General features: G+C 60.8%; 13 protein-coding genes and 2 tRNA genes. 12 read left to right on the top strand and 3 right to left on the bottom strand.

Annotated elements, in window-relative coordinates; genetic code table 11:
* Window positions 1-355: 355 nt before the first annotated feature.
* From ACTQWD_RS06450 to ACTQWD_RS06440, 3 genes are all read right to left on the bottom strand, one after another.
* Window positions 356-431: transfer RNA gene (locus ACTQWD_RS06450), tRNA-Val, on the bottom strand.
* 57 nt (window positions 432-488) lie between these two features.
* Window positions 489-2,357, bottom strand: coding sequence for an asparagine synthase (glutamine-hydrolyzing) (asnB, locus tag ACTQWD_RS06445; protein WP_441056825.1), 1,869 nt, complete (start codon window positions 2,355-2,357; stop codon window positions 489-491).
* A gap of 203 nt (window positions 2,358-2,560) precedes the next feature.
* Window positions 2,561-2,776 (bottom strand): hypothetical protein, encoded by a 216-nt coding sequence (locus tag ACTQWD_RS06440; protein WP_441559556.1) that lies wholly within the window; start codon window positions 2,774-2,776, stop codon window positions 2,561-2,563.
* Between the two features lie 202 nt (window positions 2,777-2,978).
* Between ACTQWD_RS06440 and ACTQWD_RS06435 the strand changes: the two genes are divergently transcribed.
* From ACTQWD_RS06435 to lysS, 12 genes are all read left to right on the top strand, one after another.
* Window positions 2,979-4,496 (top strand): Mur ligase family protein, encoded by a 1,518-nt coding sequence (locus tag ACTQWD_RS06435; protein ID WP_441015129.1) that lies wholly within the window; start codon window positions 2,979-2,981, stop codon window positions 4,494-4,496.
* Window positions 4,497-4,626: 130 nt separating this feature from the next.
* Window positions 4,627-5,538, top strand: a complete 912-nt coding sequence (locus ACTQWD_RS06430) for an HAD family hydrolase (protein ID WP_427793596.1) — start codon at window positions 4,627-4,629, stop codon at window positions 5,536-5,538.
* Window positions 5,539-5,591: 53 nt separating this feature from the next.
* A complete protein-coding gene (murI, locus tag ACTQWD_RS06425) occupies window positions 5,592-6,476 on the top strand; it encodes a glutamate racemase (protein ID WP_117769301.1) in 885 nt (294 codons plus the stop codon).
* Between the two features lie 53 nt (window positions 6,477-6,529).
* Window positions 6,530-7,255 (top strand): ribonuclease PH, encoded by a 726-nt coding sequence (rph, locus tag ACTQWD_RS06420; protein WP_117799672.1) that lies wholly within the window; start codon window positions 6,530-6,532, stop codon window positions 7,253-7,255.
* A 142-nt stretch (window positions 7,256-7,397) separates the two neighbouring features.
* Complete coding sequence (rdgB, locus tag ACTQWD_RS06415; RefSeq protein ID WP_118206636.1) at window positions 7,398-8,039, top strand: RdgB/HAM1 family non-canonical purine NTP pyrophosphatase; 642 nt, start codon at window positions 7,398-7,400, stop codon at window positions 8,037-8,039.
* Between the two features lie 3 nt (window positions 8,040-8,042).
* The gene (gene dtd / locus ACTQWD_RS06410) at window positions 8,043-8,489 is read left to right on the top strand and encodes a D-aminoacyl-tRNA deacylase (RefSeq protein ID WP_441559555.1); all 447 of its coding nucleotides are present in this window, start codon (window positions 8,043-8,045) and stop codon (window positions 8,487-8,489) included.
* A 114-nt stretch (window positions 8,490-8,603) separates the two neighbouring features.
* Window positions 8,604-8,900, top strand: a complete 297-nt coding sequence (locus ACTQWD_RS06405) for a Veg family protein (protein ID WP_118206416.1) — start codon at window positions 8,604-8,606, stop codon at window positions 8,898-8,900.
* Between the two features lie 2 nt (window positions 8,901-8,902).
* The gene (gene ispE, locus ACTQWD_RS06400) at window positions 8,903-9,799 is read left to right on the top strand and encodes a 4-(cytidine 5'-diphospho)-2-C-methyl-D-erythritol kinase (protein WP_441559554.1); all 897 of its coding nucleotides are present in this window, start codon (window positions 8,903-8,905) and stop codon (window positions 9,797-9,799) included.
* Between the two features lie 49 nt (window positions 9,800-9,848).
* Window positions 9,849-9,925 (top strand) — tRNA-Pro (locus tag ACTQWD_RS06395).
* Between the two features lie 112 nt (window positions 9,926-10,037).
* Window positions 10,038-10,313, top strand: coding sequence for a twin-arginine translocase TatA/TatE family subunit (gene tatA / locus ACTQWD_RS06390; protein WP_195838497.1), 276 nt, complete (start codon window positions 10,038-10,040; stop codon window positions 10,311-10,313).
* Window positions 10,314-10,419: 106 nt separating this feature from the next.
* A complete protein-coding gene (greA, locus tag ACTQWD_RS06385; RefSeq protein ID WP_441559553.1) occupies window positions 10,420-10,890 on the top strand; it encodes a transcription elongation factor GreA in 471 nt (156 codons plus the stop codon).
* 79 nt (window positions 10,891-10,969) lie between these two features.
* The gene (gene lysS, locus ACTQWD_RS06380) at window positions 10,970-12,934 is read left to right on the top strand and encodes a lysine--tRNA ligase (RefSeq protein ID WP_154514782.1); all 1,965 of its coding nucleotides are present in this window, start codon (window positions 10,970-10,972) and stop codon (window positions 12,932-12,934) included.
* Window positions 12,935-13,105 lie beyond the last annotated feature (171 nt).

The following is a 13,105-nucleotide window of genomic DNA, read 5'->3' as shown; positions in this document are numbered from 1 at the left end:
CGCGTGCGGCTGGCGCCGCCCGCGCCCCGCTTCGTCGCTCCGCTCCTCGCGTGCTGCGCTGGAAAACGCTTCGCGTTTCCTCAGCTCCGCACCCTTGCGGGTTCGAATCCCTCTGCACTGGGCCCAAAAGGGAAAGGCTCCCATCGCTGGGAGCCTTTTCAATCAAGTGGTGGGCGATGAGGGATGTCCGCGTGCGGCTGGCGCCGCCCGCGCCCCGCTTCGTCGCTCCGCTCCTCGCGTGCTGCGCTGGAAAACGCTTCGCGTTTCCTCAGCTCCGCACCCTTGCGGGTTCGAATCCCTCTGCACTGGGCCCAAAAGGGAAAGGCTCCCATCGCTGGGAGCCTTTTCAATCAAGTGGTGGGCGATGAGGGATTCGAACCCCCAGCCTTGTGCGTGTAAAGCACCTGCGCTAACCGTTGCGCCAATCGCCCGCGGGAATTGAGTATAGCGGAAACCCTGCGGGGTTCACCGCTAATTCATAACGAAATCTAAGCGGAGACTTCGGTGCCCTTGTTCTCGTCGATAAAGAAGCGCTTGTACCAAATGAGGAACGTCAGCGTGGTATAGATCTTGCGCTGGTTGAGCGCGCGGCCCTCAAAGTGATCGTCGAGCAGCTTCATGAGCGCATCGGTGTCAAAGAAATCGGCAGCCCACGGTGCGGTGAAGTACTCCTTGACGTAGTCGTAGTATTTCTGCTCGCGCAGCCAGAACTTAACTGGCACCGGGAAGCCAACCTTCTTGCGCGTTGCCCACTCATCGGGCAGCGTGCGATTGGCGGCGTGGCGCAGGACAAGCTTGCAGCCCTCTTCGTTGACACGGTAGTTGGCGGGAATATGCTCGGCGAACTCCATGACCTTTTTGTCCAGGAACGGAACGCGGAGCTCCAGGGAGTGTGCCATGCACATCTTGTCTGCCTTGAGCAGGATGTCGCCCGGAAGCCACATGTTCATATCCAGGTATTGCTTCTTAGAGAGCTCGCAGCAGTCGGGGACCTGCTTGTAGTACTCTGCGCACATTTCGGAGGCGTTCTTGCCGGTGTCGTAAGCTGGCTTGAGAACCTCGTCAACCTCGGACGGGTCGAACACCTTTGCCTGGCCCACGTACCAGCGCTCGGGGACCTCGGCGCACTTGGTCAGGAAGTTGTGACCCTTAAAGTAGGGGAGATGCTGAACGAGCGAGCCCAGGGCACGGCGCACGCCGAGCGGCACGCGCTTCTTGAAGGATCGCATCTCGGGGGTGTCCTCGTACCACTCGTAGCCGGCAAACAGCTCGTCGGCGCCCTCGCCCGAAAGGACGACGGTAACTTCCTCGGCGGCCATCTGTGCCAGATAGTACAGCGGTACGCTGGAGAGGTTCGATTGCGGCTCGTCCATGTGGTACTGGATATCGGGTAGCGCGTCGAAGAACTCGTCGGCGGTGATCATCTTGCGCACGTTCTTAATGCCAAGCTTGTCGGAAAGCTCGGCGGCGTAGTTGGTCTCGTTGAAGTTCTTGTAGTCAAAGCCGACGGAATACGTGGTGTCGGGCATGAGGCAGGCGGCAATGTAGCTGGAGTCGACGCCGCCGGAGAGGAACGAGCCAACTTTAACATCGGCGATGCGGTGCGCGGCAACGCTCTCGTGCACGACCTTGTCGCACTCGTCCACGTACTCCTCGAAGCTCTTGGAGTTGTCATCGGTAAAGTCGCAGCTCCAGTAGCGCTTGATATCCATAGTTTTGGTCGTAAGGTCGTACGTAAAGCAATGCGCGGGGGCAAGCTTGAACACGCCCTTAAAGAACGTCTCCTCCGTGGCAGGGAACTGCAGCGTGAGGTAGGGACGCAGCGCGTCGCGGTTGACGGCCTTCTCAAACTTGGGGTGGTCCAGGAAGCTCTTGATCTCGGAGCCAAACAGCAGCGAGCCGTCGGAGGCCCGGTAGTAATAGAACGGCTTGATGCCAAAGATGTCACGGGCGCCGAAGAGCTTGTTCCTGTTCTGGTCGTGAATCACGAACGCATACATGCCGCGCAGGCGGTTGACCAGGTCCTCGCCCCACGCCTCGTAGCCGTGCACCAGGACCTCGGTGTCGGCGTTGCAGTGGAAGACGTAGCCGGCAGCCTCGAGCTCGGCGCGAAGCTCCTGGAAGTTGTAGATCTCGCCGTTGAAGACGATGGTGACCTTGCCGTCATCGCTCGACATGGGCTGAGCGCCAGCCTCGGAAAGGTCGAGAATCGAAAGACGGCGGAAGCCGAGGGCGACGTTATCGACGATGTGCTGGCCACCCATATCCGGCCCGCGATGGATGATGCGATTCATCATGGCCGTGAGAACCAGCTCACTCTGTTCATCTGTACCGGTAAAACCGACAAAACCGCACATGCAAGATCCTTTCTGCTGACGGCTTAGGTGCGCTGCCGCAAGGTTTGCAGCAGTCGATATCAATCAATCCTTACTATCATGCCAATCTTTTGCTTCGTGATGGGGCATAAGCGCCGAGGGGACCGAAAAACCACGGCCCGCACGTTGGGTGAAGCGGCGGGCCGTGACTGCGACGATTGCTGTGTGCGAGAGCGCGAGAGGGGCTAGCGCTTGCCGCGCTTGGCAAGGCGGTGCTCTGCCTTGGCGACGACGTGGATGAGCGGAATCGTCACAACCAGATAGTAGGGTGCGGCGCAAATATAGGGTGTGATGTTGCCCGTGGTGGCCGTGAGGTTTTTGGAGAACAGCATGAGTTCCATGACGCCGACGCTCGAAAGCAGCGACGTGTCCTTGTAGAGCATGACAAACTCACTGGTCATCCCCGCATCGCGCGCATTTGTAGGGCGGGGGTTTTGTTATTTCGAATTAACCGTGCGCTGGTCCTTGCAAGTTTTTAGGGTGCTGAGACACTCGCAAGGTCAGGTGGCATATTAGGATGGTTGATAATACAGGGGCGCGACCGGATTCATCTGGGACGGTTTTTGCTCTTTTAAGGTTAGGTTTAGCGAGAAAGGTCGTTATATGTCGGGTGCGACGAAGGAGAAGCTGGCTTTGATGCGCTATGTGGAGCTGCTCGAGGCCGAGGCCCTTGTTGTTTCCAAGCCGGATACTCTTTGCGACCAGCGCATCGAGTTTGCGACCGACGACTCGCGCCAGGTACGTCCGGGCACATTGTTTGTCTGCAAGGGCCGTGCGTTCAAGCCCGAGTATCTGGTCTCGGCGATTGCCGAAGGCGCCGTGGCGTACGTGTCCGAGGTTGATTACGACGTCGATATTCCCGCTGTGATCGTCAACGATATCCGCCGTACGCTCGCTGTGGTGGCGGACGCCTATTACGGTCATCCCTCGGGCAAGGTGAAGGTCTGTGCTTTTACGGGCACCAAGGGCAAGTCGACCTGCAGCTTTTATCTGCGTGGCATTCTTGCCAACGAGGCTAAGCTCACGGGCCGTCATCGACCAGCCCTCAACACGGGTATCGAGTTCGATGACGGTATCGAGGCCGGTCCTTCTAAGCTAACGACCCCCGAGTCCTTCCTTTTGCAGTCGCGTATCGCACATGCCGCCGAGGCGGGCGCTCCGTGGCTGGTCATGGAGGCGTCGAGCCAGGGCCTCAAATACGAGCGTACGGGCAAGATTGACTTTGAAGTGGGCGCCTTTACCAATATCGGTGAGGACCATATCTCGCCGATCGAGCACCCCACGCTCGAGGATTACTTTGCCAGCAAGCTCAAGATTTTTTCGCAGAGCCGCTTTGCCGTGGTCAACCTCGATATGGACCACGTCGACCGCGTGCTCGAGGCGGCGTCCCGCTGCGAGCGCACGGTGACGTTCTCGCTGACCGATGGACGCGCCGACGTGCGTGCGTTGGCCATTCGCAACGGCGATTGCGGCGTGATCGCCACGGTCCGCACGCCGCGCTTTACGCGTGACATCGTGATCCCCACGCCCGTCAAGTTCAACGTGTCCAATGCGCTTGCCGCTATTGCCTGCGCCGAGGCCCTCGGCATTTCCGAAGAGGGCATCGTCCATGGCTTTGAGGGCGTCTTTGTTCCCGGTCGCATGGAGCTCTATCCGTCTGCATCGGGCAAGATTTTGGGCGTCGTTGACTATGCGCACAACGGCATGAGCCTCGAGACGCTTTTGCGCGACCTGCGCGAGAACTATCCCGAGCGCGAGCTGGCGGTTGTCTTTGGTGCAACGGGAGGCAAGGGTGTCGATCGCCGTACTACGATGGGTATCGCTGCCGGCAAGTACGCCGATCGCATCGTGATTACCGAGGATGACCCGGGCCCCGAGGACGTTGAGGACATCTGCGCCGAGATCGCGCGCAATGTCCAGGCGCAGGGAAACGATAGCTGGCAGATCGTGTGCGACCGCGCCGCCGCTATCGAGACGGCCGTGCGCGAGACCGACCGCCCCGCTGTGGTTATCGTGACCGGCAAGGGCGAGGAGGAGTGCATGCTGCGCAAGAACGGACCCGAGCCCTGCGAGCGTGATGGCTCGGTTCTCAAACGCATCCTTGCGGCGTACGACGCCTAAGCGCCGTTGCCTTTAGGATGGCGTTTGCGGATCCTCGACGCCCGATGATGCGGTGCCTCTCAAGCGTGTTCACCTTAGGGAAAACGCGGTACCAAGATTAAGCCTCTTCTACGTAATAAATGGAGTGACCATGTCCCACAACACCCTGCCGACCGTTGCCGAGCTTTCGGGCGAGATGCGCGAGCGCCTTGCCAAGGTCAAGTACGTCTTTACCGATCTGGACGCCACGATGCTCGCGCCCGGCTCGTGCGTGCTGCGCGACAACGACGGCAATCCCTCGACCAAGCTCGTCGAGGCCGTCGTGGCGCTTGCCCGCGCTGGCATCCAGGTAATTCCCACCTCGGGTCGCAACCGCACCATGATCCACGAAGATGCCCGCGTGCTCGGCCTCAACTCCTACATTGGCGAGATGGGTGGCCTGGTCATGTACGACCTCAAGGCCAACGACTGGGAGTATCTGACCGGCGACATGCCTTACGACCCCGCCTGCGGCCTTACGCCGCACCAGGTGATTGAGCAGACCGGCGTGTGCGAGAAGATTCTCGCTCGCTGGCCGCACAAGATCGAGTACCACAACGACATGTCGACTGGCTATAAGTACCGCGAGGTCACCGTCGGCATGCGCGGCGATATTCCCGATGACGAGGCGCAGGCCATCCTCGACGAGGCCGGCTGCGGTCTGGTCTGGGCCTGCAACGGCCACTTGACTCATCTGTCCAAGCCGACGACCCTCGAGCTCGATCGCGTCGAGGACGGTCGTGCCTTTAACATCAATCCGTCGGGTCTCGACAAGGGCGTGGCGGTCGCGCGTTTCTGCGAGCATCTGGGCATCGAGCGCGACGAGACGCTGGCACTCGGCGATTCCGAGTCTGATTTCTACATGGCCGACCACGTGGGCACGTTCTGCCTGGTCGAGAACGGTCTGACCAGCGCCGGCGCGTCCGAGTTTCTTGCGTCCTGCGATAACGCCTTTGTCACGCGCGGCAGGATCGTTGACGGCTGGGCGGCGACGGCGGAGCTGCTCGTCGCGGCCCGTTCATAGCGCAGTGCCGTTACGCTTGGCCATATCTTTTCGAGAGAGAATCTGGTGAGGTAATGTCCGATATCGAGAATCTGGCCGGTGATACGCGCCCCATCGGCGTGTTCGACTCGGGCCTGGGCGGCTTGACGGTTGCGCGCGCGATTGCGACGGCGCTTCCGCACGAGTCCGTCTACTACTTTGGCGATACCAAGCGCTGCCCTTACGGCACCCGCACCGAGGACGAGGTACGCTCGTTTGCGCTACAGGCGGGGCGCTGGCTTTCGAGACACGACGTCAAGATCATGGTCATCGCCTGCAATACGGCGACGGCAGCGGCGCTTCGCCTGGCTCAGCAGGTGCTCGATGTCCCCGTGATTGGCGTAATCGCGCCGGGCGCGCGTGCCGCCATCAACAGCACCCGCACGCGCCGTGTGGGCGTGCTCGCCACCAACCTCACCATCCGCTCGGGCGCCTACACGCGCGCCATCCAGGACTTGGATGCCGGCGTGGACGTGTATGGCTGCCCTGCCTCGAGCTTTGTCGAGGTTGTCGAGCACGAGCTCGCCTCGGGCGCGCATCTGCAGGAGCAGTGGCTCGAGAACGAGGATATTTTTGATACGCCAGCCGTTCGCGCGCTGGTCAACGCCACAGTCGAGCCACTGCACGATCGTGGCATCGATACCGTGGTGCTCGGCTGTACGCACTTTCCGTTGCTGGTGGGCCCCATCCGTCATGCGTTGGGGCCCGGGGTGCGCGTGGTGAGCTCCGCCGAGGAGACCACCCGAGAGCTGACCGATATCCTCACGCGCCGTGAGCAGCTGGCGGGCAACACCGCCGAGCCGCAGCATCGCTTTGCCACCACGTCCGACAACATTGCCGAGTTTGCGGTGGCGGGCAGCTTTATCTTTGGCCAGCCGCTCAAAAGCATCGAGCATGTCGATATCGACGAACTCGGTTAGGCACGCAATGTCGCCGGAGTCTTCGCCACATCTTTTGCCGAAAGGATAGTTCCATGGAATATATGCAGGTCAACCGCGCCAACGGCCGCGCCGCAAACGAGCTGCGTCCCGTTAAGCTCACTCGCGGCGTCATGAAGCACGCCCACGGCTCGTGCCTGGCAGAGTTTGGCGACACGCGCGTGCTGTGCGCCGCCACCATCGAGGAGGGCGTTCCGGGCTGGCGCAAGGGCGCCAAGGCCGGTTGGGTAACGGCGGAATATGCGATGCTGCCGGCGTCGACCGGCAAGCGCTGCAAGCGCGAACATGCCAACCGCAAGGGCCGTTCCATGGAGATCGAGCGCTTGATCGGCCGCAGCCTGCGCACCGTCGTCAACATGAAAGCGCTCGGCGAGTACACCGTTACCGTTGACTGCGATGTGATCCAGGCCGATGGCGGCACGCGTACGGCGAGCATCACCGGCGCCTGGGTGGCGCTGCACGACGCCCTTGCCATGTGGGTCGAGGCGGGCAAGCTCGAGCGCATTCCGCTTACCGGTCAGGTTGCCGCTATTTCCATGGGCGTCGTCGACGGCAACACCCTGCTCGACTTGGATTATTCCGAGGACAGCCACGCCGAGGTCGACATGAACCTCGTCGCCACCGACTCCGGCGAGATGATCGAGCTCCAGGGTACCGGCGAGCAGGCGCCCTTCGACCGCAAGCGTCTCAACGCCCTGCTCGATCTGGGCGACAAGGGCATCGCCGAGCTCATCGAGCTTCAGCGTCAAGCCCTCGCCTAACCTGCCAAAAGGGGATGTTGATTTTGGCAGGTTTAATCTGCGAAAACGCCGAAGTATAAGACTGCCGTTGATTGAGAGGGGAGAGGCCGAGGCCCTCGTCGTCCTCTACACGGCATTGCTATAAGAGACAAGGAGGCCAGCTATGGCACTTGAGAAGATTGACATCGACACCCTCGACCCGGCGGCGACCATTGTTGTGGCCACGGGTAACGCCCATAAGCTCACCGAGATCGAGGCCATTTTGGGCAAGGTCATGCCCGAGGTGCGCTTTGTGGCGCTCGGCCAGCTGGGCGATTTTGAGGACCCCGAGGAAAACGGCACGACGTTTTTGGAGAACGCCATCATCAAGGCGCAGGCTGCGGTCGAGGAGACGGGCCTTATGGCCATCGCCGACGATTCCGGCTTGGTCGTCGACGCGCTGGACGGTGAGCCGGGTGTGTATAGCGCGCGTTATGCGGGCGTACACGGCGATGATGCCGCCAACAATGCCAAACTTCTCGTTAATCTGGAAGGCGTGGCAGACGAGGATCGCACCGCACGCTTTATGAGCGTCGTTGCGCTCATCGACCAAGACGGCCTGGTCACCTATGGCGAGGGCGCCTGCGAGGGCGTTATCGCACACGAGGGCCGCGGCGACCACGGCTTTGGCTACGACCCGCTGTTCCTGCCGGTCGATACGCCGGGCAAGACTATGGCCGAGCTCACAGCGGACGAGAAGAACGCCATCAGCCATCGTTTCCATGCACTCGAGCACCTGTCCGCCAAACTCACGGGCGAGGAGTAGGCCGTGCGTGCGGTGGTGCAGCGCGTGCTCAACGCCGGTGTGACGGTCGACGGCGAGTGCGTAGGCCGCATTGGGCGCGGCTATCTGGTATTGCTGGGTGTGGGCCATGGCGATACGCGTGCCGAGGCCGATAAACTATGGGGCAAGCTCCGCGGGCTGCGTATCAACGAGGACGAGAACGGCAAGACTAACTTGGCGCTTGCCGATGTCGACGGCGAGGTGCTCGTGGTGTCGCAGTTTACGCTGTTTGCCGATTGCCGCCACGGCCGTCGTCCGTCGTTTACGGATGCTGGCGCGCCCGATATCGCCAACGAGCTTTATGAGTACTTTCTGACGCTCGTCGCCCAGGACGTCGACCACGTGGCGCACGGCATCTTTGGCGCCGACATGAAAGTCGACCTGGTCAACGACGGCCCGTTCACCATTGTCCTCGATACCGACAATCTGTAAGTAGCCTAATTAGCTACTTGCGTGGGGTTGTAACAGGGTGCTATAGTATTAGAGTTTTGTCTATCTTAGGGGTATTATCCCCTTTTTGAATTGCACCTTCTGGAGGCCCTGTTCATGGAAGAGATGGAAGTCAATTACGTCGACGACATCCACGAGAAGCTGACCGATATGGTGGGCGATCGCGTCAAGGTGAAGGCCAACATGGGCCGTACCCGCGTTGTCGAGCGCATGGGTACCATCAAGAGCGTCCACCCGGCTGTCTTTATCGTCGAGGTTGACGAGCGCCGCGGCCGCAAGTCGCGTCAGTCCTACCAGTACATCGACGTCCTTACCGGTCAGGTTGAACTGTTCGACCCCGAGAGCGGCGAGCACATCTTTACTCCGCTCGGCAACCAGCTCGAGGAGCATTAACGGTGACCGATCGGTCCCTCATCCTTACTGCGCCGGCAAAGATTAACCTCTACCTGGGGGTTCATACCGAGCGCGATGCCCGCGGCTACCACAAAGTCGATTCCCTGATGGCAGCTGTCGGCCTAGCCGATACCGTGACGGTCACGCCGGCGCAGGCGTTGACCGTCCAGACGGTTCCGGCATCAGATTTTCCCATGCAAAAGAATACTGCCTACCGCGCCGCCGTCGCCATGGCCGATCATTTCGGGCGCGAGGCAAACGTGTGCGTGACGATTGAGAAGCGCATCCCGCTGTGCGCCGGCCTGGGCGGCCCCTCGACGGATGCCGCGGCGGTTATCGTTGCCCTGGCTGAGCTGTGGGGCATCGACCGCACTGATCCTGCGCTGGACGAGATTGCGCGTGGCATCGGCGCCGACGTGCCGTTCTTTTTGCATGCGAGCCCCGCATTCTACGTGGGTGGGGGAGACGTTCTGGCAACTGAGTACCCCGCGCTTCCTGTGACGCCCGTTGTGCTGGTCAAGCCGCGGGAGGCGAGCGTTTCGACAATTGAGGCCTATCGACGTTTTGACGAGGCCCCGGTGCCCGCGACTGCGCCCGGTGCCATTGCATCGGCTCTTCGCGTGAGTGATGCGAAGATGGCGTATTCGCTCATCCATAACAACTTGGGCATCATTTCTGCTTTGATGGAGCCGCAGATCCAGGCGGTTCTCGACTGGCTGAGCGAACAGGAGGGAACCGTTGCCGTGGACGTGTGCGGGTCGGGTGCCTGCTCGTTTGCCATTTGCGACACCGCCGCCACGGCCGAAAGGCTTGCCGGGGCTGCCCAGCAAAATGGCTGGTGGTCCTGCGCGACTGAGCTTATCCCCAACACGGTTCAAATCGACGCGCCAAAGAAATAAAAATTTCTCTAGCACGCGGCGAAAAACTTTGTTACTATAGTCGAGCTAACGGGTTGTGGCTCAGTTTGGTAGAGCACTGCGTTCGGGACGCAGGGGTCGCTGGTTCAAATCCAGTCAACCCGACCAGAGCATGAGGAGGGACCGCTTCTTGCGGTCCCTTTTTTTAGCTATTGTTGTGATACCGCGATACCCGCGGTATACTCATTCGAGCTTGTCTCGCTGTTTTGTGGAGGTCTACATGTTTGGACTGAGGGCTCCTGAGCTCATCATCATTCTCGTCGTTGTCCTGATTATCTTCGGGCCCAAGAACCTGCCGAAGCTCGGCAAGTCCCTCGGCTCTACCGTCAAGAATATCCGCGAGGGTATGGAGGGCGACGATAAGGACGAGACCAAGCAGGCCGAGGACGTTGTGGTCGAGGAGTCCGAGGAGGACAAGAAGATCGCAGAGCTCGAGGCCCAGCTCGCCGCCGCCAAGAAAAAGAAGGCAGAGGACGGCGACGCGGACGCAGAGTAGTCCCATCCCTTTGGGGTGAGCACCTGACCGGCTTGCCCGCAGGCTAGCCGGTCTTTTTCGTTATGTTGACAGTTGATTGTTACATCATAGTTGGGGAGATATCCGTATGGACGCAAGCCAGATCGTACTGACCGCTGAGGGCCGCCAGAAGCTCGTCGAGGAGCTCGCTTGGCGTGAGGGCGATTACGCCAAGGAGATCGTCGAGGACATCAAGGAAGCCCGCGCGTTCGGCGACCTTTCGGAGAACTCCGAGTACGATGCCGCCAAGGACAAGCAGGCTCAGAATGCTGCTCGCATTGCCGAGATTCAGGCTATTCTCGCCAACGCTCAGGTTGCTGCCACCACGGGCGATCTGACCGTCTCCATCGGTTCCACCGTTTCGCTGATTGATCCCAACGGTGAGGTCATGGAAGTCACGCTCGTCGGTACCACCGAGACCAACTCGCTCGAGCACAAGATCTCCAACGAGTCCCCGGTCGGCCACGCCATCATCGGCCACGGCGAGGGCGACTCCGTCGAGGTCGTTACGCCTTCCGGCAAGACTCGCGTCTACACCATCGCCAAGATCGTACGCTAGACCACGGTCCCGCGTAAAGGTATGTTTTCGCTCCCTGGGACCGAATCCTGGGGAGCGTTTTAGTTTGAGGAGCTAACTTATGGCAGAGAACCAGAACGCCGCCGAGCAGGCATCGACGCTCAACGACGAGCGCGCCACGCGCCTGGCCAAGCGCGCCGCACTGTTCGAGGCGGGCCAGAACCCCTATCCCGAGCACTCCGAGATCGAGGACTACGTTGCCGACATCGAGGCTAAGTATGCCGATCTTGCCGATGGCGAAGACACCGAGGACGTCGTGAAGATCGGCGGCCGCGTGGTCGCCAAGCGTGGTCAGGGCAAGATCATGTTCATCGTCGTGCGCGACGCAACCGCCGAGATTCAGCTGTTCTGCCGCATCAACGACATGGACGAGGCAGCCTGGAATACGCTCAAGGCCCTCGACCTTGGCGATATCCTGGGTGTGACCGGTGTGGTTGTGCGCACTCAGCGCGGCCAGCTCTCCGTCGCCCCTAAGAGCGCGACCCTGCTCTCCAAGGCCGTTCGCCCGCTGCCCGAGAAGTTCCACGGTCTCTCCGACAAGGAGACCCGCTATCGTCAGCGCTACGTCGACCTGATCGCCAACGACGATGTTCGCGAGACCTTCCGCAAGCGCTCGCAGATCCTCTCCACCTTCCGTCGCTTTATGGAGTCCGACGGCTACATGGAGGTCGAGACTCCCATTCTGCAGACCATTCAGGGTGGCGCTACGGCTAAGCCGTTCATCACGCACTTTAACGCTCTCGATCAGGAGTGCTACCTGCGCATTGCTACCGAGCTGCACCTCAAGCGCTGCATCGTCGGTGGCTTTGAGCGCGTCTTCGAGATCGGTCGTATCTTCCGTAACGAGGGCATGGACCTCACCCACAACCCCGAGTTCACCACGATGGAGGCCTACCGTGCCTTCTCCGATCTCGAGGGCATGAAGGCGCTCGCCCAGGGCGTCATCAAGGCTGCCAACAAGGCCATCGGCAACCCCGAGGTCATCGAGTACCAGGGCCAGACCATCGATCTGTCCGGTGAGTGGGCAAGTCGTCCCATGACTGATATTGTCTCTGACGTGCTCGGCAAGAAGGTCACCATCGACACGCCTGTCGAGGAGCTTGCTGCCGCCGCGCGCGAGAAGGGCCTGGAGATCAAGCCCGAGTGGACTGCAGGCAAGATCATCGCCGAGATTTACGATGAGCTGGGCGAGGACACCATCGTCAACCCGACCTTCGTGTGCGATTACCCCATCGAGGTCAGCCCGCTCGCCAAGCGTTTTGAGGACGATCCGCGTCTGACCCACCGCTTTGAGCTGGTCATCGCCGGCCACGAGTACGCCAACGCATTCTCCGAGCTCAACGACCCGGTCGACCAGGCTGAGCGCTTTGCCGCCCAGATGGCCGAGAAGGCCGGCGGCGACGATGAGGCCATGGAGTATGACGAGGACTACGTGCGCGCCCTCGAGTACGGTATGCCTCCCGCGGGCGGCATTGGCATCGGTATCGACCGTGTGGTCATGCTGCTCACCAACCAGGCTTCCATCCGCGATGTCCTGCTGTTCCCGCACATGAAGCCCGAGAAGGGTTTCCAGTCCGGTGCCGCTGCCGCCAAGGCTGCCGAGGCCGGCAACGCCGCGAGCCCGTTCGTTAAGTCGCTTAAGCCCACGCTCGATTACTCCAAGATCGCCGTTGAGCCGCTGTTTGAGGAGTTCGTCGATTTCGATACCTTCTCCAAGAGCGATTTCCGCGCTGTGAAGGTCAAGGCATGCGAGGCCGTCAAGAAGTCCAAGAAGCTGCTGAACTTTACGCTCGACGACGGTACCGGTGCCGACCGCACCATCCTCTCCGGCATCCACGAATACTATGAGCCCGAGGACCTGGTCGGCAAGACCCTGCTTGCCATCACCAACCTGCCTCCGCGCAAGATGATGGGCATCCCCAGCTGCGGCATGCTCATCAGTGCCATCCACGAGGAGGAGGGTGAGGAGCGCCTCAACCTGATCCAGCTCGACGCCTCCATTCCCGCCGGCGCAAAGATGTACTAATTGGTTCCGCCGTTCTACCGAACGGCGGACCAGCCGACGCTGCGCGCCGCCCAGGGCGACAATTTGTCATTCAAAAGGCAAGGCATGACCAGAAGGTCTATGCCTTGCCTTTTTCATGCCAACTTGTTCGCCCTGGACGTCGCTCGCTGTCGTTGCCAAAACATCGGCGTT

The organism is Collinsella sp. LCP19S3_B6 (genome assembly GCF_052121815.1).
Classification (GTDB): domain Bacteria; phylum Actinomycetota; class Coriobacteriia; order Coriobacteriales; family Coriobacteriaceae; genus Collinsella.
The sequence above is the reverse complement of the archived record's forward strand: the minus strand, read 5'-3'. Positions and strand labels throughout refer to the sequence as shown.